This is a genomic window from Polyangium jinanense, assembly GCF_028435265.1.
Classification (GTDB): domain Bacteria; phylum Myxococcota_A; class Polyangia; order Polyangiales; family Polyangiaceae; genus Polyangium; species Polyangium jinanense.
Map to the genome: position 1 here is coordinate 37,813 of NZ_JAGTJK010000048.1, position 25,499 is coordinate 63,311.

The following is a 25,499-nucleotide window of genomic DNA, read 5'->3' on the forward strand; positions in this document are numbered from 1 at the left end:
AACATCCCAGCGATTCCCGCTTCCTCTCCCATTTCCTTCGTCATCGTCCGCTCTTCCCGATTGAATTCGGGAATGGCCTTCCCGCGGCCGGACGAGGCCGCCTGGCATTCCGTTTGCCCGAGGATGCTCGGGGACGCCCGTTCGGCCGCCTCTCGGCTCACCCGATCCGCGCCCCCGAACGGGAAAAGGAGGGAGGACATGAAGGTCGGGAGAGCATTCTTCGCAGGAATCGTCGGCGGCGCCGCGACGACGCTGATAATGACGGCCGCGCACACGGCCGGCGCGTCGGCGGACGTCATGCAGCTACTCGGCACGTTGCCCGGCAATGCGCCGAGCAGCATGTCGTGGCTCGTTGGATTCCTCGTAATCACCGTGACGTCGGGTCTCATCGGCATCGCCTACGGCGCCGCGTTCGAGACCATCACGCGGAGCGCAGGCGTCGCGACGGGCCTCAAGGTCTCGCTCGTGCACACCGCGCTCGCGGGCATCTTCGTGGGCCTGCTCGGCATGATGCACCCGCTCGTGCCGGAGACCATGCGCGCGCCGGGCTTCTTCATGTCGAAGTACGGCGGGCTCGGGATCCTCGCGTTCGTGGTCGGGCACCTCGTGTTCGGCGCCATCGTGGGGGGGCTCTACGGAGCGGTGACGACCGAAGACGAGACGACGCCGTTCAAGTGATTCGCGTCGAGGGGAAACAAAAAGGAAAAGGCGCGGGCCCTTTTCGCGGGGCTCGCGCCTTTTTCGTATTCGCGCCGAAAATCAGGTCGCCGCGGGCGGCGTCTCCGGATTGGACATCACGCCGCCGAGGGTCAGACCCTCGTCGATCGATTTCACCGCGCGCTTGGCGCGCTTGCGGATGTCGACGTGCAGCGACTCGTCGAAATTGATGGCCGAGAATGCGCCACGCGCCTCGATCTTCTTTTCGAGGCCGAGGTAGGCCTCCGCCTCGTTCCAGCGAAGCTTCCAATCGCGCTTCGCCAGGTTCTCGAGCTTGCCCGCGTCCTCGACGATCTCCTGGTAGCGCTTCTCGTTGCCGAGCTGCGTCCAGAGCTCGGCGCGGAGGTCGTCGTCCTCCGGGCGAAGCGCGACGGCCTTCTTGAGGAGGTCGATGCCCTCGTCCTTCGCGCCCGTGGCGATCTTCGCCCGCGCGAGCGAGCGCCACGCGCCCACCGCATTCGGGTGCGCCTCGGCGAACGCCGTGAGCGCCGGGATCGCGTTCGAGACGCCCTGGATGTTCGTGGCCGCGTCCGCGGGCCAGAAGCGATACTGAAGCGCGAGGAGATCGCCCGGATCCGCCTCGAGCGCCTTGTCGAGCGCCGCGCGCGCCTCGTCCGCGTTGCCCGCGGCCGCGAGCGAGCGCCCGAGCTCGACGTACGCACCCGCCGACTGCGCCTTCTCGACGTACGCCTTCGCCGCCGCGAGGGCCTCGTCCCGCCGGCCGAGGTCACGCAGGGCCGCGATCTTCGCGAGCTCGCCGCGCTCGGCGGAAGCTGCGTCGCCGAGCTTGATGATGCGCTCGGCGATGGCGAGCACCACGATCGGGCGGGCCTCGCGCTCGTGATACGCGAGCTGCTCCAGGTAATAGGCGGCGTCGCGCGCCTCGGCGTCCCACACGGAGGCGAGGTACTCGTCGACCTTGTCGCTGCGCACGTAGGTGAGCGAGGTGGCGTCGCGCGGGTTCTCGTAGACGGGCACGAGGACGCCGAGCTTGGCGAGCGCGTCGAGCGCGGGCTGGCAGTCGGGCTGCGCCTCGAGCGCCAGGACGAACTCGTCGATCGCCGCGTCCTTGTTGCTCATGGTCGCGTGGACCTGGCCGAGGCCGACGTGATAATCCGCGTCGCCCTCGAACGTCTTGCGGATCGACTGATAGGTCTTCAGCGCGGCCGGGTAATCACGCAAGGCCGTCTGCGCCGCGGCGAGGTTCAGGCGCGCGGCGTGATCGTCGGGATCCATCGACGCGATGCGCTTGAGCGCCGAGAGCGCCTTTTCGAAGTCGTTCTCGGCGAAGCCCTTCTGGGCGCGATCGAGCAAGGGCGCCTTGTCGAGGAAGACCTCCAGCGCCGAGACGAGCTGGCTGTTCTTCTTGCGCCAGTTGCCATCCTTGCCCGCGGGCGAGTCGTTGAGGAACGACTTGATCCACTTGCGGGCGTTTTCGATGGACAGGCCCTTGTCGGCCAGACCCTCGAACTCGCTCTTGGGAATGGGGAGCTGCGGCGGCATCCCCTGGCGGCGAGACATCTTCGGGTCCAGGGCAATCATGACCCATTCTTCGTCTTTGCTCATCGCGGATCACGGTAGCGAAAGGCCGCTTCCGAGATCAAGCGCCGAAGGCTCGCGCCACGGCGCGTCAGGAGATGCTGATCAGGATCACGACGACCAAGATGACGACCACACCAACACCGATGGCGATGAGCGCCGGGGTCTGCAAACCAAGCACACGCGGCCGGAGGCGCGTGGTGAACGCATCGGCGTCGAGCTCGGGCGCAGGCAAAGCGTGTCGATCCGGCAGGCGCGTCGCGCCCGGCGGCACCGAACGACCCGGCACGGGCGGCGCGGGCGGAATCGGCGGCGGCGCCGGAATGGAAGGGCCCCCGATCGGTGGCGCCGACGGGGACGGCATCGGCGCGGCGAGCGCCGGGATCTGCGGCGCAGGCGGAATCGGAGGCGGCGCCATGGCCGCGAAGCCCGGAGGCGGCGCGCTCACGGTCTGCGCAGCTGCGCCCTCGGTCGCGCGGGCCGATCGCTCCATCGCGAGCGCAACTTCGAGCCGGCGCAGGCCGTCCGTGATGCTCTGCGCTTTTCCGATGCGCAGCGCCTCCGCGGCGAGCGCGGCCGCGTCGCTCGTGGCCTTCGCGAGCGCGGCCTTCCGCTCGGCACGCGCGTACGCGGCTTTCGCCTCGTCCGCGAGGCGCATGGCCTCGATCGAGAGCCGCTCGGCCTCGCTACGCAGTCGATCCTCGCCGCTCGGCTCGGCGACGGGCGGGGGCGGAGGCGCCGACCCTCCGCTGCGGCTCGTGATGGGCGGCAAGGGCACGGAGGGATCGGCGGGGACGATCTGACCGGGCGGCGCCGGAGGCATGGCGCGCGCGGCCGTCGCGGCGCGCACCTTGCGCAGCATGTCGCCGATGGGCGCGGTGGGATCGTCGAGATCCTCGCTGTCGGGGGGATCCTCGCGGCGAGCTGGTCCGGCGGGGAGTTTGCCCTCGATGACGGTCGCGAAGCTCGGCAGCACGACGCGTTTGTCTTCGGGGGCCTCGGGCAGGGGCGCGGGGCGCGCGGCGGCGACGTCGGGGGCGACGAGCTTCGGATCGAAGGGTTTGCCCCCCTTGAACTGCTGCCGCAGCATGGCGAGCTGCTCGGGCGTACCTTTGACGAGGGTCGGGACCTCCTCGCCCCAGTCGACCTCGCCCTCGCCCGTACCGCGCCCCTCGACGATGCGCGGCGCGTTCCGCAGCGTCCCGAGCCGCCGCGGCGTCACCTTGGCCTCGGCGGTCGTGTCCTCGGTGAGCTCGTTCGCGTCGGTGCTCAGCGGGCCTTGGGCCTCGGCCGATCGTTTCGTGCCCGGGCGCTCGGTGGGCGGGGGCGAATCGCTTCGCTTCGGCGGGTCTCTCGGGAGCGGGGCCACGACCGAGCCGCCGGTGAACGTGGGCGGGCGGGGTTTCGCCTTTTTGACCTCGGGCGTCTGGCTCGCGATCACGCGCTCGAACCAGGCCATCTGGCGCATCGCGTTCCGGCGGACGAAGCGGCCGAGGGCCTCCTCGTTGTCCTCCATGTACCCGTGCGCGCTGAGCCACTCGTCGAGCCGCGCGAGGATCTCGGCGACGGACTGGAAGCGCGCCTTCGGATCCTTCTCGAGACACTTGCTCACGATGCTGACGAGCTCGCGATCGATCTTCGGCCGGAGCTTGAAGAGATCGGCCGGCGGCGCGGTCATGATCTGGCGCGCGAGCTCCATGTCGTTCGGCGCGACCCAGGGCCTGCGCGCCGCGAAGAGCTCGAAGAGCATGACGCCGAGCGAGAAGATGTCGGCGCGCGCGTCGATGTTGTTGCCCGTGGCCTGCTCGGGGGAGATGTACTCGAGCTGGCCCTTCACCATGCCCGTTAGCGTGCGCGTGAGCCTCTGCTTGGCCTTGGCGAGGCCGAAGTCGGTGATCTTCACGTCGCCCTGGAACGAGCAGAGCACGTTGCCGGGCGTGAGATCGCGGTGGACCAGGTTCATGTGCTCGCCGCTCGGCGCGCGCAGGGCGTGCGCGGTGCCGAGGCCGCGGCAGATCTGCCGCGCGAGGAAGACGACCATCCGCTCGGTGAAGGCCTCGCCCGTGTCGAAGATCGTCTTCATGAGCCGCGCGAGCGAGACGCCCTGCACGAGCTCGACGGCGAGGTAAAGGCCCTGATCGTCGCTGCCCCAGCCCACGACCTCGACCACGTTCGGATGCCGGAGCGCACCAGTCATCCACATCTCGTCGCGAAACTGGGCGACGAAGGCGGGATCACTGGCGAGGTGCGGGTGGAGGCGCTTGACGGCGACGAGGCGACCCTCGGCGGGGCCGTGGGTCACGCGGCAGAGATCGACCTTCGCCGACTCCCCCGCCGCGATCTCCGCGAGCATCAGGAAGGAGAGCGCGGACGGGTCTTGCCCAGGAGGCGGCGGCATTCGTTCGTCAGTGTATCAAACCGTTTGCCGCGCCGCAGCGATCGCTTGCGGGAGACCTCCGATGTTTGCCTTGAGGTGCACGTCAAGGTGATCGTCCTTGGTACGGATCGCACGGACCGACGCGACGGGCAGGGCGATCGAGAGATAACGACGAACCTTGGGGTTTTCCGCGATCTTGGGCACCTTCATGAGGTCGAGCGTGAGGCGATCGTCCTTGGCTTCGACCAGCATGGGCGGACGCTTGGGCATGAAGGCGACGAGGTTGCCGGGCTTCGAGAGATCGAGCGCGCCGGACTTCAAGAGGCCGGCGAGCGGCGAGCTCGAGTCGCCGAGCACGGTGAGGGTGAGGCCCTCGATGCGGACCCCGATGCGCATCTCCGTCAGGGAGATGTCGATCTCCTCGATGTGAACGATGAGCGAGGCGCGCAGCGGCGTGCCCATGGCGTCGACGGTCGCGGCGACGCGGATGCCGGGCGGCGCGGCCTCGATGACGATGTCCTTCGGGGCTTTCTTGTTGTCCGGAACGAACTCGCGCGCGAGGTAACGCAGGGCATCCATGGGGATGGAAGCGCGCAGGCCGAGGGCGCTGCGCAAGGCGCGGACGATCTCCTCGGGGTGCTCTTTCAGATAGTTGCCAGCGGTGCGTGCGAGGACGCGGGGATCAGGCTTGGGCATACGGGGGGCTAGAACCTTCGCAGAGGTGCGCTCGTCCGCGCAAGGGGCGCGAACGCCAGGGTTGTGGGGGCGAAGGACGCAACGCGTCGACGCGCTTTTTCTGCGGATCGATCGGGGTCACAATGGCGGGCATGCGTGGAACGTTCGCTTTCTTCTTGGCGGGGATCGTGGGCATGGCCGCATGTGGAACCGGCGGCGGCTTCGATGTCGTGACGAGCGGCGCCACGACGGGCGCGGGTGCCTCCGGGGGCTCGGGCGGCGCAGGCGGCGCGGGAGGCGCAGGCGGCGATGCGACGGGCGGCGGTGGATCGGGCAGCGTGCCGGGCGCGTGGTGCGCGCCGATCCCGGCCTGTGATGCGCCTCCCCCGCCACCGGGCGTGGCCATCGACTGGAACTCGATCCTCCCGCCGATCGGAGACCCGAACCACCGCGGGCGAGATCTCTTCCTGAACCCCGGCGATCCGCAGTGGATCCTGGCGAAGTTCTCGTACGGCACCTTCGACGACGACATCAAAGGCGAGTACGTCGACGTGTACGTGCAGCGCGACTGCGCTGGCACGTGGGAGCACCTCGGGACCGCGACGACGACCGAGGATGGCGAACACCAGGCGGTCGAGGGCGTGGAGGACACGGGAGGTCGCGTCTACTTCCAGATCCCAGAGGAGAAGGCCCTCGGGCTCGGCAGACACAGGGTTCATCTCGTTGTCAAGGGTGACCTCTCGACGACGGACCTCTTCCTCGAGGTCGTGCCGAAAGGGACGCCGGTCTTCGTGAGTGACATCGACGGGACGCTGACGACCTACGAGACGGAGGAGTTCGTCGCGCTCGCGCAAGGGGAGCTGCCCGAGGTGCGAAAGGACGCGGCGAAGCTCTTCGACGTGCTCGTTTCGAAGGGCTATCACCCGTTTTACATGACCGCCCGGCCCGAATGGCTCGGCGCGCGGACGCGGGCGTTCCTCGACCAAAACGGTTTTCCGCACGGGATCGTGCACACGACGCTGACGAAGTCGGGCGCGCTCGGGAGTGAGGCTTCGAGCTACAAGACCGGCGAGCTCGCGATGCTCGCCCAAAAAGGGATGGTCCCCACCTACGCCTTCGGCAATACGGACACCGACGCCGCGGCCTATTTCAACGCGATGGTGCAGCCCGACGAGCGGCGCGTGTTCATCGAGTTCGACGATACGGTGCACGGCGGGCGCCGGATCGAGAGTTACACCGAGCTCCTCGCCGAGGCCGAAGCGCTGCCGAGCCTCTGCCCATGATCGCCGCGGGCGGATCGTGATTCTCCGCGGACTTCCGCCCGTCCGCGAAAGCATGAAACTGCGGGGCGCGGAGGCCGTGAAACCCGGCGGTAATTCGTTATGCTACGGCCGTGGCCTCGAGCGCGCCGGCCGATCGTGATTCCCCATCGAAAGCCGCGCCGCGGCGGCCGGGACGGGTGCGCCGCGCGCTCGCCACCGGCGCCGCCACGCTCGGGCTTTGTGTGGTGTTCACCGGGTCCGCCGCCCTTGCCGTGGGACTGCACCTCGACGTCGGCCCGTTCCGCCGCCTCGCGCGTGATGTCGCGAATCAGGCGCTTGGATCGCTCTTCGAAGGGAAGATCGTCATCTCGGAGATCGATCACCTCGCGCTCGACGAGGTGTCGGTCCGATCGGCGGTCACACTCGATCCGCACGGCACGGAAATCATCCGGGCGAACCACATCCACGGGAGCTTCGACCTTCTCGCATTTGCCCGCGCGTCGCTCTTCGGTACGGGTGAACGCAAGCTCGCCTTCCCCCACATCCGCATCGAGGAGGCCGAGGTGGTGCTCGATCGCGGTCCCGATCAGCGGCTCGGGATCGAGACGGCGTTCAAGCCACGGCCGACGCCGAAGAAGCCCAAGAAACCCAAGAAGCCCGGGGAAGTCGACCGAGCGTCCGAGCAGCCGACGACGGTGGCGCTCGAACGGATCGAGATCGGGCATGCGCACGTGCGTGGGCAGGTGGCGCCGCCGCGCGCGCTCGACGCGGACGTGACGCGCCTGCTCGCTTCGGTGCACGTGACGCCACGCGGGGTCGCCGTGGACGTGGAGCAGACGGGCATTCGCGAGCGCACGCTCGCGCACGTGCCACTCGCGGGCACGGTCGATTACCACCTGCACATCGACACGCCGCCCGAGGCGACGACGACGAACGCGACGCCCGATCCGACGAGCCCGGCGGCGGTGATGCGGATGTGGAGCAGTTTCGCCGGGCACGCGGGGCCGGTCGAGGTGCTGGCGCGCGCGTCGCTCGAAGGCGCGCACGTCTCCGCGGCGGTCGAGCTGCCGCGCGCCGAGCCCGCGGATCTGCGGCAGCTCGTGCCGGATTTGCCCCTGCGCGATCGGGTCTCGGCAAAGGTCACGCTCGAAGGAGACGCGCCCTCGTTCGAGGTCGAGGGGCGGCTCGATGTGACGCCGGCGGAGCGATCGCCAGGCTCGGTCGCGCTCCGGGGCAAGCTCGACGTCACGCGCGGGGCGCGGCTTGCGCTCGACGTGACCGCGGACGACGTCGATCCGCGCATGTTCGTCGATGGTTTGCCCGAGGCGAACGTGGACATGAACGCGCGGCTCGTGCTCGATACGAACCCCGCGCTGCGGCTCGTGGCCGAGGCGAGGACCGAGCCGATGGTGGTGCAAGAGCAGCCGGTGCCGGCGGCCGACGTGCACCTCGTCTACGACCACGGCGAGCTCGAAGGCCGCGTGACCTTGCACGAGCAGGGCGCGCCGACATCCGGATCGTTTGTCGTGCGCCCGGGCGGCGCCGTGCGGTTCGAGGCGGAGACGTTCGTTGCGTCGCTCGAATCGGCGCCGCGGCTCGCAGGTCCCGCGACGGGCAGCGCACGCGTGCACGTGGAGGGCGCGATCCAGGCGGGGAAGATCGACGCGCGTGCCACCGGCTCGGTGCACGAGCTCCACGCGAAGGGCGGCGTGTCGCTCGAACGAGGCCGCGTGGAAGGACGCATCCGCGGGCCGTTCGAAAAACTCGACGTCGAGGCCACGCTCGAAGGCGAAGGGTTTTTCGCGGGCGGGCGCGGCGCGGACAAGGTGACGGCGCACGTGCGTGGTCCGGTCACGGCGCCGAAGGTGGAAGCGCGGCTCGAAGGTGGCGACGTGGGCGAGCTCGAAGCGTCGGCGCGGATCGAGACGAAGGAGAAGAGCGCGCGCGAGGTGGCGCTGCGTCTGTCGCGCGAGGGCGAGCAGATCGAGGGCAAAGCAAAGCGCGTCGCGCTCGAGGGCGGAGCGCTCGCGATCGAGGGGCTCACGGCCGAGGGGCCGGGCGTGGGCTCGCTCGGAGGGACACTCGCGGTGGACGGGCGCGAGCTCACGGGCAAACTCAAGGGCGAGGGCGTGGACCTCGGTCGGCTCGGTCGATTGCTCGATCTCGATCGGAACCTGCGGGGCCTCGCGGACGTGGACGTCGCGCTCACGCGCACGAGGGACGGGCGCAAAGGGCACGTGCACCTGCAGGTCGAGGACGCGACGTTCTCGGCCGGGGGATTGCCGATCACGGGGGCGAGCGGCTCGCTCGTGGCGACGTTCGACGGCTCGCGTGGGGCGATGGATGGCACGTTCCGCCTCGTCGATCGCGACAAGTCCGGCGCGGAGGACGCGTGCAACGGATCGATCGCGGAGGTGCGGATCTCCGGCGCCGAAGGGAATTTGCGCGGGCCGCTCCTGGATCCGGGAACGTGGGCGCGGCTCACGGGCTCGGCGCGCGTGGACGCGCCGGACTGGGATCTGCGGTGCATCGCGCGGCGCCTGCCGGTCGCGCTCGTCCTCAGCGAGGTCTCGGGTCGCCTCGGGACGAGCTTCGCGATCGAGCGGCCCGCCGGGCAGCGGTTCGTGTCGGTGCGTGATCTCGACGTGCGCACGCGTGGCCTCGTGGTCGCGGGGCCGGTGGGGTTCGGCGAGGACAAACCCGCGTGGGAGTCGCGCTCGATGGACGTCGCGGCCTCGGGCTCGCTGAACGGCGCGACGGGCGCGACGGACGTGACGCTGTCGCTCCTCGACACGTCGACGATGGTGGAGCTCGCGACCCACGTGGATCTCGATCTGCCGACGCTGGTGGATGATCCGAAGAAGCGGCGCGCCTCGCTTCTCGCATCGCGCGGGACGGCCGAGCTCACGATCCCGCGGCGAACGGTGCGCTCGTTCCAGACGTTGCCCTCGGTCCTGCGGGATGCGCTCCCGCCGATCCGGGGCGCGATCGCGCTCTCGGCCTCGGCGAGCGGGACGCTCGAAAAGCCGGCGATCCGCGTGAACGCGCGCGGGTTCGGACTCGCGCACGACGCGCGGACGCTCGGCCCGAGCCCGTGGGCGTTCCCCGTCGACATCGATGCAACCGCGACCTACGACGCGAGCAAGGCGACGTTGCGCGCGGCCGTGCGCAAGGACGCACGCGAGCTCGCCCTGGTCGAGGCAAACGCCGACGTCGACCTCGCCGCGCTGCGCGCGGGCCGCGCCATCAAGCCCCGCGGCAGCGCGCGCGCCACGCTGCGTGATCTGCCGCTGGAGCTAATCCCGTTCTTCGCGGATCGCGACGTCGCGGGCCGCGTGAGCGGCGTCCTCCGCTTCGATCAGCGCGGCGACGAGCCCGAAGCCGCGGGGCGCCTCGAGGTGTCGGGCCTGGAGCTCGGCAGCCAGTCGTCCTTCGATCGCGCCACGCTCGAGCTCTCGATCGGAAACCCTGGCGGCGCGGGCAAGCCTGCGCGTGGCGTGGCGCAGCTCGAGCTCGTCGGCCGCGGCGGCGGGCGCATCGACGCCACGGGCTACGCGGGCGTCGACTGGCAAGGCATCGCCCCGCAGATCGACGCGACGCGGCCCGCGGACCTGCTCCTCAAGGCGAACCGCTTCCGCCTCGCGAGCCTCACGCCGCTCGTCTCCGGGACGCTCTCGCGACTCGACGGTACGCTCGACGGCGATCTGCGCGTCGGCCTGCATCGCTTCGGCGAGGACGACGGGCGCATCGAGGCGAACATGGAGGTGCGCAACGGCGTCTTCCACGTCCCGCAGATCGGCCAGGAGTTCAAGAACACGCGCGTCTCGATCCGCACGACGGACAAGGGCGAGCTGCGCTTCGACGACCTCCGCGCCGAGGGCATCAGCGGCGCCGTCGAGGGTTCTGCGATCGTGCACATGAAGGGCCTCGCCTTTCAGGAGGCGCACGGCGAGCTGCGCATCGGTCGGGACGAGGAGCTGCCCGTGACGTTCGAGGGCGTGCCGCTCGGGCACGCGCACGGGAGGATCGTGCTCGCGGCGGAGAGGGAGGGGCGCGAGGTGTCGCTCACGGTGAGCGTGCCCCAGCTTCATCTCGCACTGCCCGCGTCGAGCACGCGTGGCGTGCAGTCGCTCGATGCGAACCCCGACGTCGCGGTCTCGCACGCGCTCGGCCCGCCGAAGGAGGAGCGCCCGAAGGACGCGCTCGCGTACCTGATCACGTTCGAGCTCGGCGACATCCGAATCGAAGGCATGGGCGCGGATCTCGAGCTCACGGGCGGCAGTGCGCCGCCGCGCGTCGCGCTCACGGACGAGACGCGGCTCTCGGGCGACGTGGAGATCGGCCGCGGCTCGTTCGAGATCGTCGGCAAGAAGTTCGAGATCGAGCGGGGTCTCGTGCGCCTGCGTCCGGAAGAAGCGGGCAACCCCTACGTGAACGTGACGGCGCGCTGGGATGCTCCCGACGGCACGCGCGTGTTCGTGGACTACGTCGGTGATCTGAAGCCGATCACCGAGCAGAAGCTCAGGTTCCGATCGAGCCCGCCGATGTCGCAGCAGGCGATCCTGTCGATGATCCTCATCGGCGAGTCGCCCGAGTCCAAGTCCGACACGCAGTCCCAGGCGACGGCGCAGTCGTCGCCGCGCGCGGCGGACGTTGCGGCCGGCGTGGTGGGAGGCGAGATCGCCTCGGCGCAGATCAACGCGATCCTGTCGCAGATCGCCCCGCTCCGTGGTCTGTCCACGCGCGTCGGGACGACCGAGGCCGGCCGGCTTCGCACGACCGTGATCTACGAACTCGGCGACACCGTGACCGCGCAGGCGAGCTACGAAGGTTCGCCCGCGTCGAGCCGCCTCGAAGGCATCCAGAGTCCCACGGGCACGACGCAGGGCACGGAGAACCGCACGGAGTTGAACCTCGACTGGCGCTTCAAGCGCAACTGGGCGCTGCGCGGATCGTTCGGCTTCGGAGGAATCAACCAGCAGCCGAGCTCGGGCCTCGATCTCTTCTGGCAGTACCGCTACTGAGCGGCGCGCGTTTCGAGCTCCGCCGACACGTCGCCCACACGCACGATCGGAGGCTCCGCCGAGACGAGCAGCGGCGCGAGGCCGGCCTGCGCGTGCCGCGAAAAACGCGCATCCTCCGCGCCCGCCTTCACCCGCGCGAAGACCACGCCCTCGCTCGACACCGAGAGCACGCGCGGATCGAGCGACTCCTCCGTGCCATCCGAGAGCACGAGCAGCGCCCTCTGCCCCTCGTCCTCGACGCGAACAGCGCGCACGACGAACGGCGTCTCCTCGGCGCGGAAGTAACACCAGTCGTAGCCGTTCGTGAGGATGAGCCGCCCATCGTCCGGGTGCCGCGCAATCCAGCGATGGAGCGCCTCTTCCAGCGCGGGGTGATCCACGCGCGCGCCGTCGTGCCAGAAGCGGCCCTCGCGATCGAGCACGATCGTGCTCTCGCGCGACGTGCCCGGCGGGGGCGCGAGTTTGTAGAAGTCAGGGTGATCGCCGGGCTTCATGGTCGCCTCCTGTCCGGCCGCCCGTTCAGGCAGCAAACGATCCATAGGGCCGGCAGCGACCGGCGTCACGCCCCGACACGCGCGGCGGTGCTGCGATCGCGCCCGCCTTGGGCTACAACCGGCCCCGATGAACGAAGCGCCGCGAGAATCACTCCCGCACGACGACCACCTCCAGGCGACACGCGCGTACTACGACGAGTTCGCCGAGCGCTACGAGGACCGCCGCGACGGACGTGACACCTCCGGCTACCACGATCTCGTCGACGACCTCGAGATCGACTTCCTCCGCCGCTTCGGCGAGGGCCGCGACGTGCTCGAGGTCGGCTGCGGCACGGGCCTGTTACTGCGGCGCATCGCGGACTTCGCGCGCACGGCCCGGGGCGTGGATCTCTCGCCCGGCATGCTCGAAAAAGCCCGCGCACGGGGCCTCGACGTCACCGTCGGCAGCGCGACCGATCTCCCCTTCCCCGACGCAAGCTTCGACGTCGCCTGCGCCTTCAAGGTGCTCCCGCACATCCGCGAGCTCGAGCGCGCGATCGCCGAGATGGCGCGCGTGGTTCGTCCGGGCGGAACCATCCTCGCCGAGCTCTACAACCCCGTGAGCCTGCGCGGCCTCGTGAAGCGCTTCCTGCCAGCCGGCGCCATCAGCGCGCGCACCAAGGAGGACGCCGTCTACACCCGCTTCGTGAGCCCGTGGGGCGCCGCCCGTCTTTTTCCGCCTGGTGTGCGTGTCCGCGCCTCGCGCGGCGTGCGTATCGTCACGCCCGCGGCCGCCGTCATGCGCGTGCCTCTCGTCCGCAGCGCCTTGGTTCGCGCCGAGCACGCGCTCTGCGACTCCCCGCTCCGGCACCTGGGCGGTTTCTGGATCGTCGCACTTGAGAAGCTTTGAGGGGGCGGCCCTCGTCCCTGTTGTTCCGGTCGGAAATCACTGATATTTTTGCTTCTCGTGGCCTTCGAGGTTCCGCTCGCCCCCATCGCGGAAGCCCGCCCCCCCGGCGGCGATGTTGGCCCCGCCGCGAAGCAGAGCGATACTGCACGTTGCAGGGCCCCCTCCGAGCGCCCGTCGTCGCTGAAAGGACCCGCGATGCCTCCTACGTCCACGAGCTCGATCCCGACTCTCCTCACCGGCGCGGACAACGATCGCGGCGCACTCATCGGAGCGCTCGCGTTTGTCGAGGGTGTGGGCATCGGGGCCATGGGCGCGCGGGAGCTCAAGACATGGATCGAGGAGTACCTCGTGCGCGCCGGTCGCATGCAGCGCCCCATTCAGGTCGCCGAGCCCATGGCAGGGACGCTGCTGCTCGACACACTGAACACCGTGGGCGCGCCGCCCTCGGCAACAAAGGCGCTGCTCGATCGCATCCTCGGCCGCGCGCGATCGCGAGTGGTCTTCACGCTGCGCGGGCTCATCACGGATCCAGCCGAGGACGGCTTCCTCGAGCTCGCCACGAAGTCGAGCCGCGTGCAGCCACTCGGCATCGGCTCGAAGGTGTCGTGGATCGCGCGTCCGCAGAAAGAAGACTCGCTGAGCGACATCGTGCTCAGCCTGTTCGCCGCGGACATCCTTTCGAACCGCAACCTGTACGACCAGAACCTCTGCGTCTGCGACACGTGCGGCCGCGTCTCGTTCCGCGCAAAGATGATGTCGCGCACCGGCTGCCGCGAGCACAACGACGGCCCGCCAGGCGTGAAGCCCACGAGCAGCCGCAGCACCTGAGGGGTGTTCGATAGCGTAGCGCCGGGGTTTCACCCCGGGCCCGAGCAGGGGCTATCCGCCCCTGCACCCGGACCAGGGCAAGCCCTGGACCTTTGGTGCATCGACCGCGATGCGGTCGATGCAAAGGTTCGCGCGATCAGAAAGCGCCGACGACGCCCACGCCAAACCCGTCCGGCATCACCGCGACCGTCGGCACCACGCGCAGCGCAGGGCGCGGCGGTACGGGGCGTTTCTCGATCGTCACCTTCTGCGGCACGTACGCGATCTGCGCCTGCACGATGCCCGCCACGGTGAGCCCAGCCCAGAGGCCGAACGCGACCTGGTTGATGACCAGCGTGATCTGCTGGCGACGCACGAGCTCCTCGCGCTCGGCCCCCGTCGCGATCGTCTGATCGAAGCTCGCGTAGTAGTTGAAGACCTGCGACGCGACGATCGACGTCGCCCCCGTGAACGCCTGCGTGATGGCGAAGGTCCAGCCGAGCCTGTTGCTGCCGTTCTGGAACTGGCCGATGCCGAACGGCATCGCCGCGACGAGGCGCGAGTTCGGCACGACGATCTGTCGCTCGGAGGCCGCCTTCACGAGCGCCTCGATCCAGCGTTTTTCCTCTTCCTTCGCCTTCTGCAGGGCGATGCGCCGGTCTCGCTCCTCCGCAGCGCGCTTCTGCTCCGCCGCGTCGAGCTCCTGGCGCAGGCGTCCGCGCACGACGGTGAAACGATCGACGACCTCCTGCGGGAACACCGCAGGGTCAGGCGAATAACTCGGGTTCTGCCGAAGGATCGTGGCGATCTCCGCCTCGGCCTCGTCGTAGCGCTTGAGCGCGATGAGCGACGCCGCGCGGAGCGTGCGCGCGCGCTGGATGAGGTCCGGGTCCGTGAGTCGACACGGCGCGGTGCCGCTCGTCGGGACAGACTCGCAGGGCTTCTGCGCAGGATCGAGCATCGCCGTGAAGCGCGAAGCCGCCTCGTCGTACTCGGCCGCGTCGAAGCGCGTCTTGCCGAGCTCGAACTGCTGCAAATCGTCCGCACGCGCGGTTTGGGACACGAGGGCGAGCGCGAGGCCCGTCGCGGCCGCGAGCGCCGCGGGCCCGAACGAAGCGCGCCGTTTGGCCCTGGGGCCTCGGCGGTCCCGCCCGAACCGAAGCCCGCCGGGCAGAGCCCGCTGCAGACGAGGTCGCGCCGTCATTCCCCGTAACCGAGTAACCGAGGGACCCTTCTACCGGAATTTGGGCATCGTGGGGACCGCTATCCGCGACCCCGAAGCCCCCCGCCTCACCGCGCGGGCCAGGGCACCACGTTGTGCTCACCGGCGCGCAAACTCACGTTGCTCCGGAAGGGCTCCTCCCCCGGCGCCGTGAACTGGCACTTGTTGTCGTACGTGATCTCCTCGAGCTGCACCTTCTTGGTGGCACCTGGAAAAAGCGTCACTTTGATGTCCGAGCACACCACCTGCGCGTTCGCGGGCGCCGGGCCGAGCGAGACCGTGGACGGGAGCGGCGTGAGCCGGACGCGGTAACGCTGCACGTCGTCGGGATCGTTCTCGGGCGGGGGCTCGACGACGAGGGTTCCGTCGAACGTGCCGCAGCACTTCGAGTCCTTCACGCGGGCCGACACGGCGTGAGCGCCGGGCTTCAGCGTGAACACGCGCGAAAAATGCTTTTCTTCCTTGCCGTCGAGGACGAGGGTCGCGCCCTGCGGGCTGACGAGGAAAACGACCTTGCGCAGATCCGCGGACGGAGGTGGAGGCGCAGCGGCGGAGGTCGTCGGGGCGCTGATCGGGAGCTTGATGCGGATGCTGCGCGGCGTTTCGGCCAGGTTGATCGACGGCGGGGCGGTGCTCGGCGTCCGAGGGTCCGCGGATGCGTCGGGCGCGGAAGGGTTCTTGGGGTGCTCCGTGGAGGCCGTCGTGGCGTCCGTCTTCGGGCCTGCGTCGGCCTCGATCACGGCCGCGGGCTTGCGCAGGCGCGCGACGACGAAGGCACCGACACCGAGCACGAGCGCGCCCGCAACGAGGCCCGCCATCCTGCGCACGAGCTTCTGTCGCTCGGCGCTCACGGAGAGGCTCGTCACGCGCTTCAGGATCGCGAGGTCGTTCGGCGCGAGCGCGTGCGCGCGGTTGAAGTCGGCCGCGGCACCGGTGCGATCGCTCGCCTTGCGCGCGGCCTCGCCGCGGGCGACGAGACACGACACGAGCCGCGTCGTGAGGGCGTCCGCATAACCGACCGGGTCCTCGAAATAAGCCTCGATCTCGCGCCGCGGGTCGGTGATGCCGAGGGCCTCGAGCTCGGCGCGGATGAGCTCGCCGAGCTTGCCGGGGCCCGCGATGCGATCGGCCGCGGCGTGCGCGAGAGCGCCGTCGATGATGCGCGCGAACCGACCGCCCACCGTGGGCCGCTCGTGATCCGCGGGCGGATAGTCGCCTTCGAGCACACGCCGCAGGACCTGCGCCGGGTTTTTCCCTTCGAACGGCAGGTGCCCCACGAGGCACTCGTACATGAGCACGCCAAGCGCGAAGACGTCCGTGCGCCCGTCGACCTCGCCCGCCTCGATCTGCTCGGGCGCCATGTGCGCCGGCGATCCGAGCACCTGCCCGGTCGACGTCACGCCTTGCGCGTCGAGGAGCTTCGCGATGCCGAAGTCCGTGAGCTTGATGAGCACACCGAGATTACCGGCACGGCTCGGCACAGGCCGTGGTGTCGATCGCGGAGCGTCGGGGACGGGCGTCTCGTCGACCTTGTCGGCGCGCGTGCGCGACTCGCTCGTGCGATCGGCGGGCAGCTCGACGAGCACGTTCTCCGGCTTCACGTCGCGGTGCACGATGCCGCACGCGTGCGCGTGCTCGAGCGCCTCGCAGAGCACGAGGACGATCGACGCACCGATCTCGGCGGGCATGTCGCGGTGGCGCTGGAGGATCTTTCGTAGCGTGGTGCCGCGGCAGAGCTCGACGACGAGGTAACGCTCGCCGTCCTCCTCGCTGGAGACGTCGTACACCTCGACGATCCCCGGGTGCCGGAGCTTCGCGGCCGCGCGTGCCTCGGCGACGAACCGCGCGGCGACCTCGGTGTTCTCACGCAGGTGCTTGTGGATGAGCTTGATGGCGACTTCACGCCCGAGACGAACGTCCCTGGCGCGATAGACCGTCGCCATCCCACCGTGCCCGATCTCCTCGATGAGCTCGTACTTTGCGAGCCTGGGGAGCCCCGGCAGGGCGGAGGGTTCCGTCATTCCACGACCTTCACGCGGATCGAGTTCGTCGATCCACGCACGCCGATCGGCGCGCCGAAGATCGCGACGAACTTGTCCCCCGGCGAGACGAAGCCGTTCGCGAGCAGGATCATGCTCGCGCGATCGACCATCTCGTCCGCACTCGTGACCTTGTCGAGCGGCCAGGGCACGACGCCCCAGAGGAGCGCGAGCCTGCGGCGCGTCGCCGCGTTCGGCGAGAACGCGACGATCGGCACGACGGGCCTGTGCTTCGAGGCGTAAAGCGCCGTGGAGCCGCTCTCCGTGAAGGCCACGATGACCCGCGCGCCGATGTCGCGCGCGATGTCGCAGCCGTTGCGCGCCACGGCCTCGGGCACGTTCGCGCGCGCGCCGGGCATCTCGCTCGAGAGAGGCCGGAAGAACTTGCTCTGCTCGGCCTCCATGACGATGCGGCTCATCACGCGCGCGACGAGCGGCGGGTGCGCGCCCGTCGCCGTCTCCTGCGAGAGCATCACCGCGTCCGTCCCCTCGAAGACCGCCGTCGCCACGTCGCTCGCCTCGGCGCGCGTCGGACGCGAGTTCGTGACCATCGACTGGAGCATCTCGGTCGCGACGATGACCGGCTTCTGATGCACGCGCGCAAGTCCGAGGATCTCGCGCTGGATGACGGGCACGCGCTCGGGGTTGAACTCCACGCCGAGGTCACCACGCGCGACCATGACGGCGTCGGTCACCTGGATGATCGACTCGAGGTTCTCGACGGCCGCGGGCGTCTCGATCTTCGCGACGATGGGCGTCGGCCGGCCCCACGCTTCGCAGATGTCGCGCACGAGCCGGATGTCGTCCGAGTTGCGCACGAAGGAGAGCGCGACGTAGTCGATGCCGAGCGAGAGTCCGAACGAGAGATCGGCCTTGTCCTTCTCGGTGAGCGCCGCGAGACGCACGCGCCGCGCCGGCAGGCTCACGCCGACGCGATCGCGAAGCTGTCCGCCCTGCGTGGCCACGGCATGCACGCGCCGGCCATCGACCTTGGTCACTGTGAGGACCATGCGTCCGTCGTCGACGAGCACGATGTCGCCCGGCTGCAGATCCTCGGCGAGGCCCTCGTACAGGATCGGCATCTCGCCGGGCCCGCCGAACTGCTGCTCCTTCGTGGCCTCGATGAGGACGACCTGTCCGTCCGTGGGCACATCCATCGTGCCGCCCTCGAACTTGCCCGCGCGGATCTTGGGACCACAAAGGTCCTGCAGGATCGCCACGGGTTTGTCGCAGGCCTCGGCAGCGGCACGGACGGCCTGGAAACGGCGCGCGTGCTCGTCATGGGTGCCGTGGGAAAAGTTCAGCCGCGCCACATCCATGCCGGCGCGGATGAGTTGCTCGAGCTGGGGCTCGGATGCAGGGCCTATCGTGCAGACGATCTTCGCGCGACGTACGACCACGGGCGCAGCATGGCATGACGTCCGCGCCGCTAACAGGGCCTTACGCTAGGAAGCTCCGTGAGCCGTCCGACGTGGAACGGGGGGTCCTCCCGGGTCGCGGGGACGAGCCCGCTCGACGCTCCGCGCCATGCCGCGCTTTACCCGCTGCCCGCGCCGCGCTACCCGAGGGCGCATGCTGAAACGCGACGCGCGCGGGGCCGCCACGATGGGCGGCGTCCGCCTCGAGGACCTCCTCGACCTCGGGACGGAGCCCGGAGAAGGCACGGAACGACCGCGCACCCCCGCCTACGTGTACGACGTGGACGCGATCGTGCAGGCAGCGCGGGATCTTTCCGCTGGGTTTGAAGGCGCGCCTCACTTGGTCGCCTACGCGATCAAAGCGAACACGGCGGGCCCCATCGTGCGCGCGCTCGGCGCCGCCGGCTGCGGGGCCGAGGTGGTCTCCGGCGGCGAGCTCGCCGTGGCGCTCGGCGCGGGCATCCCCGCGGATTCGATCCTGTTCAGCGGCGTCGCCAAGACGGCGCGCGAGATCGATCAGGCGATCGGCGCCGGCGATCGCGGGATCTTCGCGTTGCAGATGGAGAGCGTCGAGGAGATCGGGCGCGCCGCGGCCCGCGCCCGCGCGCTCGGGCGCAAGGCGCGCGTGGCGTTCCGCGTGAACCCGAGCATCGAGGCCGACACGCACGCGCACGTGGCGACAGGCCACGACGAGGCGAAGTTCGGCATCGCGCTCGCCGATCTTACGGCGGCGTACGAAGCGGTCGACGCGGCAGAAGGTGCGCTCGAGCTCGTGGGCATCGGCTGTCACATCGGCTCGCAGCTCACGCGCACGGACGAATACCTCGCGGGCGCGCGCGTCGTGCTCGATCTCGCGGCCGAACGCCGCGCCGCGGGCAGGCCCCTCGCGTACCTCGATCTCGGCGGCGGTTACGGCATCGACTACGGCGCGGGTTGCCCTGTGTCGCCCGCGGATTTCGCGCGGGCGGCGACGCGCCTCGTCGCAGAGCGAGGCTTCAGCGGGACGCGCATCGTCGTCGAGCCGGGGCGCGCGCTCGTGGCGCCGTACGGCGTGCTCTGCGCGAGCGTGGTGATGGCGAAGCGCTCGCGCGGCGAGCCTGCGCGACGGTGGTTGATGATCGACGCAGGCATGAACGATCTCATCCGTCCCGCGCTCTACGGCGCCAAGCACCGCATCGAGCCGATCGACGCGCCGCCGCCGGCTGCAGGCACGGCGCCCGGCTACCGCGTCGTGGGGCCCGTCTGCGAGAGCTCCGACGACTTCGGCGAGCATCCCTTCGCGGATCCGCTGCCGCGCGCCGTGGTCCTCCGCGACGCCGGCGCGTACGGCTTCGTGATGGCGAGCGAGTACAACGGGCGCGGGCTGCCGACGGAGATCTTCCTCGCGGGCGGTCGCGTGGCGACGATTCATCCCTCGCGTGACGCCGCGGCCTGGGCCGCGTCCCGCCTCTTCGGCTGACAAAAAAAAAAACGAAAGGGGCGAGCCCGTGTGGCCCGCCCCTTTCTTTTGGGGATGTCGACATGCTCAACGTCGTCGACGTTGAGCATGTCGATCCACCTCGATCAGCGACGCTCGCGCGGCGGACGGTCGCCGCGCGGGGGACGATCCCCGCGGTCGCCACGATCGCCGCGCGGCGGACGATCGCCGCGGGGGCCGTCACGACCCGGATCACTCCGGCGCGGCGGCGGACCACCTCCCGCGTCGCGCTCGCGCGCCTGATCGAGACGGGCCTTCGCTTCCACGCCGGCTTGCCCCTCGGGGAGCGGCAGCACCTCGCGGCGGCTCAGGCGGATCTTGCCCTCGCGGTCGACGCTCACGACCTTCACCTCGACCGTGTCGCCTTCCTTCACCACGTCCTCGACGCGCTCGACGCGCGTGTGTGCGAGCTCCGAGATGTGGACGAGGCCGTCGGTGCCGGGGAGGATCTCGACGAACGCGCCGAAGTCCGTGATGCGCTTGACCGTGCCCTTGTAGACCGCGCCGACCTCGGGCTCCGCCGTGAGGCCCTTGATGATGTCGAGCGCCTTCTTCACGGCGTCCGCGTCCGGCGACGCCACGTTCACCGTGCCGTCGTCCTCCACGTCGATCGCCACGCCCGTCTGATCGACGATGCCCTTGATGGTCTTGCCGCCGGGGCCGATGATCAGGCGGATCTGGTCGGGCTTGACCTTGATCGTCGTGATGCGCGGCGCGTACTGGCTGAGCTCCGGCCGCGGCGCGGGCAGCGCCTCCAGCATCTTGCCGAGGATGTGCAGCCGGCCCTCGCGCGCCTGATCGAGCGCCTGCGCCAGGATCGCCCGCGACAGGCCTGCGATCTTGATGTCCATCTGGATCGCCGTCACGCCGCGCGCCGTGCCGCAGACCTTGAAGTCCATGTCGCCGAGGTGATCCTCGTCGCCGAGGATGTCGCTCAGGATCGCGTACTTGTTGTCCTCGGCGATGAGGCCCATCGCGATGCCGGCGACGGGCGACTTGATCGGCACGCCCGCGTCCATGAGCGAGAGGCAGCCGCCGCAGACGGCCGCCATCGACGACGAGCCGTTCGACTCGAGCGTCTCGCTCACGATGCGGATCGTGTAGGGGAACTGCTCCTGCGCGGGGATCATGCGGGAGAGCGCGCGCTCGGCGAGGGCGCCGTGCCCGATCTCGCGCCGGCCGGGGCCGCGCATCGGCTTCGTCTCGCCCGTCGAGAAGGGCGGGAAGTTGTAGTGGAGGTAGAAGCGCTTCCAGCTCTCCCCCATCAGGCCGTCGATCTTCTGCTCGTCCGTCGAGGTGCCGAGCGTCGTCGTCACGATCGCCTGCGTCTCGCCGCGCTGGAAGAGGGAGCTACCGTGCACGCGCGGCAAGAGCCCCGCCTCGCACATGATCGGCCGGATCGTGCGCGTGTCGCGGCCGTCGATGCGCTTGCCCTCGTCGAGGACGTAGGTCCGCACGACGTGCGCCTTGCGCTCCTCGAACTCCGCCTTGATGAGCTTCTCGTTCGCGACGTACTTCTCCGGGCCGAGCTCCGCGAGCAGCGCCTCGCCGAGCTTCTTCTTGAGCGCCGAATACCCTTCGTAACGCGCCTTCTTGTCGGTCACGCGGGTCGCCGACTTGAGATCGTTGTCCACGATCTCGGCGACGCGCGCCTTGATCGTGTCCTCGAGCTGCGGCGCCTGGAACGGCTTCTTCGGCTTGCCCACGGCCTGCCGCATCCGCTCCATGAGGTCGATCACCGGCTGCGCCGTCTCGTGCGCGAACATGAGCGCGTCGATGATGTCGCTCTCAGTCGCCTCGGCGGCGCCGCCCTCGACCATCACGATCGCGTCGCGCGAGCAGGCGACGACGAGGTCGATGTCACACTCCTCGATCTCGCTCGCGGTCGGATACGCCACGAGCTCGCCGCCCTTGCGGCCCACGCGCACGCCGACGACGGGCCCGTTCCAGGGGATGTCGGAGATGTGCAGCGCCGCGCTCGCGCCCGTGAGCGCGAGGACGTCGGCCTTGTTCTGCTTGTCGCTCGACAGGACGGTCGCGATGATCTGCGTGTCCTTCTTGAAGCCCTCCGGGAAGAGCGGACGGAGCGGGCGATCCATGATGCGGCAGGCGAGGATCTCCTCGTCGCGCTGGCGCGCCTCGCGCTTGAAGAAGCCGCCCGGGATCTTGCCGGCGGCGTACGTCTTCTCGACGAACTCGCAGGTGAGGGGGAAGAAATCGAGCCCGGGCCGCTCGTCTTGCGACACCGCGGTCACGAGGACCATGGTCTCGCCGTAGGTCACGAGGACGGAGCCATGGGCTTGCTTGGCCAGACGACCGGTCTCGAGCGTGAGGGCTCGGCCGCCGACCATGACGGATTCACGAACGTACATGTGTCTTGCGCTCTCTCTCGCGGCGCGCGATCGCGCTCCCGAAGACCCTGACATCCGAGCGCAAGGCGGATCTTCTTCCTCGATTCCTGCCCAGGAGCAGCAGCGCTGCTGGGCACGAAGCGAAGACGAAGACGCTCCGTAGCGCTCACGGCCTCGGGGAACGCCCCCGCGCCCCGTTCTATTGTCCAAACCGACGTATTTCGGCTCTCTGTGTAGAGCCTCCGGCGGAGCCCCGCCACTTTTTTCGGCGGACCGGCGACCCGTTCTTCCGGAAGTACTTCCATAAGTTGCACGGACAAAACGCACAAAAGCGAAGAGGGCTCGCTCCCCGTCCGGGGAACGAACCCTCTCGTCGCGCTCGCCTGTGCGCTTACTTGCGGATGTTGAGGCGGCTGATGAGCGTCCGGTACCGCTCGATGTCGATCCGCTTCAAGTAGTCGAGCTGGCGGCGGCGCTGACTGACGAGCTTGAGAAGGCCACGGCGCGAGTGGTGGTCCTTCTTGTGCGTCTTGAAGTGCTCCGTGAGCTGCGTGATCCGCTCGCTGAGGAGCGCGATCTGCACCTCGGGCGAGCCGGTGTCGCCCTCGTGCGTGCGGAACTTGTCGATGATCGTCGTCTTGTGAATCGGGTGAAGCATCGGTCTGTCACTCCTCGGCGTACCCTGGCGCTGCCGAGCGCCGGGTCGTCCAGGCGTCGCCCGACGGCGAGCGCGCGCCCGTAGCGGCGCGTGCCCACGTGATCGGGCCGAACGAAAAACGGAGGCGGAGTATACGCATCTCGTCCGTTCGGTCAACGCGCTCCTCCGGACGGAGGCGGACAGTCGGGGTGGGCGGTGGGATTGTCACCCTCGGGAAGCCGACTTCCGCTAGTCTGCGTCGCGATGGCCGGCAATTTTCGGCCCCCCGATTCGGGGGCTTCTCCCCATATGGCTGCGTCCTCGGCACAGCCATCGATCGTCGTGGGCCCCGCGACCACGAACCTCACCGGGATCGGATCCGCGGCCACCGGGTACGGATCGGCCGACTCGTTCGTGGCAGGCATCGCCGCCGCCCAGCGCGTATGCCCGACGTGCAACAGCCGTTTTCCGGGCGAGTACAAGGTCTGCCCGAAGGACGGCGCCGAGCTCCAGGAGGAGACGCACGACGAGCTCCTCGGCCAGACCCTGCGCGAGTCGTACACCATCGTCCGCGTGATCGGCGAAGGCGGCATGGGCCGCGTCTACGAGGCGCGCCACACACGCATCGGCTCGAAGCGCTTCGCCATCAAGATGCTGCACCCGGAGTACGCGCGTCAGCCCGACGTGCTCTCCCGCTTCCAGCGCGAGGCCGAGGCCGCAGCGCAGATCAAGAGCCCCCACGTCATCGACGTCTACGACATCGATCGCACGGCCGACGGGCGCCCCTTCATCATCAGCGAGCTGCTCGACGGCAAGGAGTTCGCCGACCTGCTCACGCAGATGGGCAAGATGGCCGTGCCGCAGGCGGTGCGCATCGTCCGCCAGGTCTGCAAGGCGCTCGCCGCCGCGCACGCGAAGGGCGTCGTGCATCGCGACATGAAGCCGGAGAACGTCTTCCTCATCGGCGATCTGACCCGCCCGACGGCGAAGGTGATCGACTTCGGCATCTCGAAGATCGAGGACAACGCGACCGGCAAGGCGCTCACGCGCACGGGCATGATCATGGGCACGCCCGCGTACATGGCGCCCGAGCAAGCGCGTGGTCACCGCGTCGACCACCGCGCCGACATCTACGCCGTCGGCGCGATGCTCTACTGCGCGCTCACGGGCAAGCGTCCCTTCGATCACGGCGATCCCGCGGCGACACTCATGGCCGTGCTCTCCGAGGATCCGCAGCGGCCACGCGCGCTCGAGCCGAGCATCCCCGAGACGCTGGAGATGGTTATCCAGCGCGCGATGGCCAAGGAGCCGGACGCTCGTCACCAGAGCATGGCCGAGCTCGACGCCGATCTCGCGCCCTGGGACACGGAGGAGCCAGCCAGCGCCGCGATGGTCCCCGTCGGGAATCCGACCGGGACCGGGACCGCGGCGCGCCCGTCGGCGCTCTTCATCAAGCAGCAGCAAGAGGCCACGATGGCGCGGCCGATGCTCGTGCTCATGACGGTGCTCGGCATCTTCTTCACGCTCGGCGGCCTCATCACGACCGCGGCGTCCATCTTCCGCATCACGCGCGGCGGCGGCGCGACGGCGAACCTGACCGTCTCGGAGTCCGTCCTGCTCCTGCTCCTCATCCCGGTCGCGCTCGCGACGCCGATCATCCTGTTCATCCGCCACATGCGGAAGGCGGTCTGGAGCAACACGGTGAAGGCGATCGAGCTGCTCGGGCGGCTGCGTCGCCCGGTGGTCGTGGGCCTGTGCGCCTACGGGTTCGGCTCGATGCTCGTGCGGCTCATCGAGTCCGTGCTGCTCCGGCGCGCGGTCGGCGTGGCGTGGCCTGTGTGGGATGTGCTCCTGCTCGTCATCGCGCTCGTCGCGGCGCTGATCGCGCATCTGATGCTCGACGGCGACAACAAGAAGGCGGTCTAGCGCCTACCACCGCGTCCGCGCGGCGGGGGCGGCGGCATGGCGAGCGCATCGGCGCTGCCGAGGCCCTGGGCCCGATCGAGGTAGGCCTGGAGCATCACGGCGGCGGCCATCCCGTCGATGACGCCTTTTTGTCGCTTGGCCGAGGTGCCGCCCTCCCGGAGCTTCCGGGCCGCCTCCACGGTCGTCCAGCGCTCGTCGAAGAGCTCCACGGGCACGCCCGTGGCCTGGCTGATCTCCTGGGCGAGGTCGGCGGCGCGCGTGGCCATCGGGCCGTATGCGCCCGACATGTCGAGCGGCAGGCCGACCAGGAAGAGCCCCACCCCTTCCTCGCGGGCGAGCTCGCCAAGGGCGCGAATCAGCGCCTTTTTATCGCGCCCGTCGAGTGGGGGCCGGGGGTGCGCGAGCAGGCCGAGCTCGTCGGCGATCGCCACGCCCACCCGGGCCTTGCCCAGGTCGAGCGCACATACACGCGGGGGGTTTGGGGGCACAGCTCCGCTTGTCGGAGCGGAGCCCCCATCGTTCGGGTTCGGGGGACGGCCAGGACGCTCTCCCATACCCGAGACAAGGGAGGACAGACCCCGTCGTACGTCAAGAGGTCGGCAGAGCTTGACCCTTCTCGGCTCTCCGACCATAAGCCGCGGCGGA

17 protein-coding genes are annotated in these 25,499 nt (G+C 69.7%); 7 read left to right on the forward strand and 10 right to left on the reverse strand.

Annotated features, from left to right (window positions below):
* Nucleotides 1-198: 198 nt before the first annotated feature.
* Nucleotides 199-678, forward strand: a complete 480-nt coding sequence (locus tag KEG38_RS43990) for a hypothetical protein (RefSeq protein WP_272426734.1) — start codon at nt 199-201, stop codon at nt 676-678.
* A gap of 81 nt (nt 679-759) precedes the next feature.
* Here the strand turns inward: KEG38_RS43990 and KEG38_RS43995 are convergent, their stop codons facing one another.
* The 3 genes from KEG38_RS43995 to KEG38_RS44005 all read right to left on the reverse strand — a co-directional run bounded on the left by KEG38_RS43995 (nt 760) and on the right by KEG38_RS44005 (nt 5,329).
* Nucleotides 760-2,283: a tetratricopeptide repeat protein gene (locus KEG38_RS43995; protein WP_272426735.1), complete on the reverse strand. Its 1,524-nt coding sequence runs from the start codon at nt 2,281-2,283 to the stop codon at nt 760-762.
* A 64-nt stretch (nt 2,284-2,347) separates the two neighbouring features.
* Nucleotides 2,348-4,654: a serine/threonine-protein kinase gene (locus KEG38_RS44000; RefSeq protein ID WP_272426736.1), complete on the reverse strand. Its 2,307-nt coding sequence runs from the start codon at nt 4,652-4,654 to the stop codon at nt 2,348-2,350.
* Between the two features lie 15 nt (nt 4,655-4,669).
* Nucleotides 4,670-5,329, reverse strand: coding sequence for a hypothetical protein (locus tag KEG38_RS44005; protein ID WP_272426737.1), 660 nt, complete (start codon nt 5,327-5,329; stop codon nt 4,670-4,672).
* A 131-nt stretch (nt 5,330-5,460) separates the two neighbouring features.
* Here KEG38_RS44005 and KEG38_RS44010 point away from each other — a divergent pair, with 131 nt between their 5' ends.
* Together KEG38_RS44010 and KEG38_RS55840 are read left to right on the forward strand one after the other, a co-directional pair.
* Nucleotides 5,461-6,591 carry an LNS2 domain-containing protein gene (locus tag KEG38_RS44010; protein WP_272426738.1) on the forward strand — a complete coding sequence of 377 codons (1,131 nt, stop codon included), beginning with the start codon at nt 5,461-5,463 and terminating at the stop codon, nt 6,589-6,591.
* A 110-nt stretch (nt 6,592-6,701) separates the two neighbouring features.
* Nucleotides 6,702-11,594 carry a translocation/assembly module TamB domain-containing protein gene (locus KEG38_RS55840; RefSeq protein ID WP_272426739.1) on the forward strand — a complete coding sequence of 1,631 codons (4,893 nt, stop codon included), beginning with the start codon at nt 6,702-6,704 and terminating at the stop codon, nt 11,592-11,594.
* Here KEG38_RS55840 and KEG38_RS44020 read toward each other — a convergent pair.
* The gene (locus KEG38_RS44020) at nt 11,588-12,088 is read right to left on the reverse strand and encodes a hypothetical protein (RefSeq protein WP_272426740.1); all 501 of its coding nucleotides are present in this window, start codon (nt 12,086-12,088) and stop codon (nt 11,588-11,590) included. The two genes, KEG38_RS55840 and KEG38_RS44020, sit on opposite strands and share 7 nt — an antisense overlap.
* 127 nt (nt 12,089-12,215) lie before the next feature.
* Here KEG38_RS44020 and KEG38_RS44025 point away from each other — a divergent pair, with 127 nt between their 5' ends.
* Complete coding sequence (locus KEG38_RS44025; protein WP_272426741.1) at nt 12,216-12,977, forward strand: class I SAM-dependent methyltransferase; 762 nt, start codon at nt 12,216-12,218, stop codon at nt 12,975-12,977.
* A 195-nt stretch (nt 12,978-13,172) separates the two neighbouring features.
* Nucleotides 13,173-13,805, forward strand: coding sequence for a hypothetical protein (locus KEG38_RS44030; protein WP_272426742.1), 633 nt, complete (start codon nt 13,173-13,175; stop codon nt 13,803-13,805).
* Between the two features lie 136 nt (nt 13,806-13,941).
* Here KEG38_RS44030 and KEG38_RS44035 read toward each other — a convergent pair whose 3' ends face one another.
* From KEG38_RS44035 to pyk, 3 genes are all read right to left on the reverse strand, one after another.
* Nucleotides 13,942-14,988: a hypothetical protein gene (locus KEG38_RS44035; RefSeq protein ID WP_272426743.1), complete on the reverse strand. Its 1,047-nt coding sequence runs from the start codon at nt 14,986-14,988 to the stop codon at nt 13,942-13,944.
* An 86-nt stretch (nt 14,989-15,074) separates the two neighbouring features.
* Nucleotides 15,075-17,027, reverse strand: a complete 1,953-nt coding sequence (locus tag KEG38_RS44040; RefSeq protein WP_272426744.1) for a serine/threonine-protein kinase — start codon at nt 17,025-17,027, stop codon at nt 15,075-15,077.
* Nucleotides 17,024-18,445 carry a pyruvate kinase gene (gene pyk / locus KEG38_RS44045; RefSeq protein WP_272426745.1) on the reverse strand — a complete coding sequence of 474 codons (1,422 nt, stop codon included), beginning with the start codon at nt 18,443-18,445 and terminating at the stop codon, nt 17,024-17,026. Before pyk ends, KEG38_RS44040 begins: the two co-directional genes overlap by 4 nt.
* Nucleotides 18,446-18,617: 172 nt before the next feature.
* On the opposite strand from pyk, the gene lysA reads away from it, so the two are divergent.
* Complete coding sequence (gene lysA / locus KEG38_RS44050; protein WP_272426746.1) at nt 18,618-19,922, forward strand: diaminopimelate decarboxylase; 1,305 nt, start codon at nt 18,618-18,620, stop codon at nt 19,920-19,922.
* A 104-nt stretch (nt 19,923-20,026) separates the two neighbouring features.
* Here the strand turns inward: lysA and pnp are convergent, their stop codons facing one another.
* Together pnp and rpsO are read right to left on the reverse strand one after the other, a co-directional pair.
* On the reverse strand, nt 20,027-22,312 hold the full coding sequence (pnp, locus tag KEG38_RS44055; protein WP_272426747.1) for a polyribonucleotide nucleotidyltransferase: 2,286 nt from the start codon (nt 22,310-22,312) through the stop codon (nt 20,027-20,029).
* A gap of 370 nt (nt 22,313-22,682) precedes the next feature.
* Nucleotides 22,683-22,949: a 30S ribosomal protein S15 gene (gene rpsO, locus KEG38_RS44060; RefSeq protein ID WP_272426748.1), complete on the reverse strand. Its 267-nt coding sequence runs from the start codon at nt 22,947-22,949 to the stop codon at nt 22,683-22,685.
* A 288-nt stretch (nt 22,950-23,237) separates the two neighbouring features.
* Between rpsO and KEG38_RS44065 the strand changes: the two genes are divergently transcribed.
* On the forward strand, nt 23,238-24,854 hold the full coding sequence (locus KEG38_RS44065) for a serine/threonine-protein kinase (RefSeq protein WP_272426749.1): 1,617 nt from the start codon (nt 23,238-23,240) through the stop codon (nt 24,852-24,854).
* Here the strand turns inward: KEG38_RS44065 and ruvX are convergent.
* Nucleotides 24,851-25,486, reverse strand: a complete 636-nt coding sequence (gene ruvX, locus KEG38_RS44070) for a Holliday junction resolvase RuvX (RefSeq protein ID WP_308215648.1) — start codon at nt 25,484-25,486, stop codon at nt 24,851-24,853. The genes KEG38_RS44065 and ruvX overlap by 4 nt on opposite strands.
* Nucleotides 25,487-25,499: the final 13 nt, after the last annotated feature.

Coding starts and splice junctions, on each gene's coding strand:
- KEG38_RS43990 (WP_272426734.1), top strand. CDS start 199: ATGAAGGTCGGGAGAGCATTCTTCGCAGGAATCGTCGGCGGCGCCGCG.
- KEG38_RS43995 (WP_272426735.1), bottom strand. CDS start 2,283: ATGAGCAAAGACGAAGAATGGGTCATGATTGCCCTGGACCCGAAGATG.
- KEG38_RS44000 (WP_272426736.1), bottom strand. CDS start 4,654: ATGCCGCCGCCTCCTGGGCAAGACCCGTCCGCGCTCTCCTTCCTGATG.
- KEG38_RS44005 (WP_272426737.1), bottom strand. CDS start 5,329: ATGCCCAAGCCTGATCCCCGCGTCCTCGCACGCACCGCTGGCAACTAT.
- KEG38_RS44010 (WP_272426738.1), top strand. CDS start 5,461: ATGCGTGGAACGTTCGCTTTCTTCTTGGCGGGGATCGTGGGCATGGCC.
- KEG38_RS44020 (WP_272426740.1), bottom strand. CDS start 12,088: ATGAAGCCCGGCGATCACCCTGACTTCTACAAACTCGCGCCCCCGCCG.
- KEG38_RS44025 (WP_272426741.1), top strand. CDS start 12,216: ATGAACGAAGCGCCGCGAGAATCACTCCCGCACGACGACCACCTCCAG.
- KEG38_RS44030 (WP_272426742.1), top strand. CDS start 13,173: ATGCCTCCTACGTCCACGAGCTCGATCCCGACTCTCCTCACCGGCGCG.
- KEG38_RS44035 (WP_272426743.1), bottom strand. CDS start 14,988: ATGACGGCGCGACCTCGTCTGCAGCGGGCTCTGCCCGGCGGGCTTCGG.
- KEG38_RS44040 (WP_272426744.1), bottom strand. CDS start 17,027: ATGACGGAACCCTCCGCCCTGCCGGGGCTCCCCAGGCTCGCAAAGTAC.
- lysA (WP_272426746.1), top strand. CDS start 18,618: ATGCTGAAACGCGACGCGCGCGGGGCCGCCACGATGGGCGGCGTCCGC.
- pnp (WP_272426747.1), bottom strand. CDS start 22,312: ATGTACGTTCGTGAATCCGTCATGGTCGGCGGCCGAGCCCTCACGCTC.
- rpsO (WP_272426748.1), bottom strand. CDS start 22,949: ATGCTTCACCCGATTCACAAGACGACGATCATCGACAAGTTCCGCACG.
- KEG38_RS44065 (WP_272426749.1), top strand. CDS start 23,238: ATGGCTGCGTCCTCGGCACAGCCATCGATCGTCGTGGGCCCCGCGACC.
- ruvX (WP_308215648.1), bottom strand. CDS start 25,486: ATGGTCGGAGAGCCGAGAAGGGTCAAGCTCTGCCGACCTCTTGACGTA.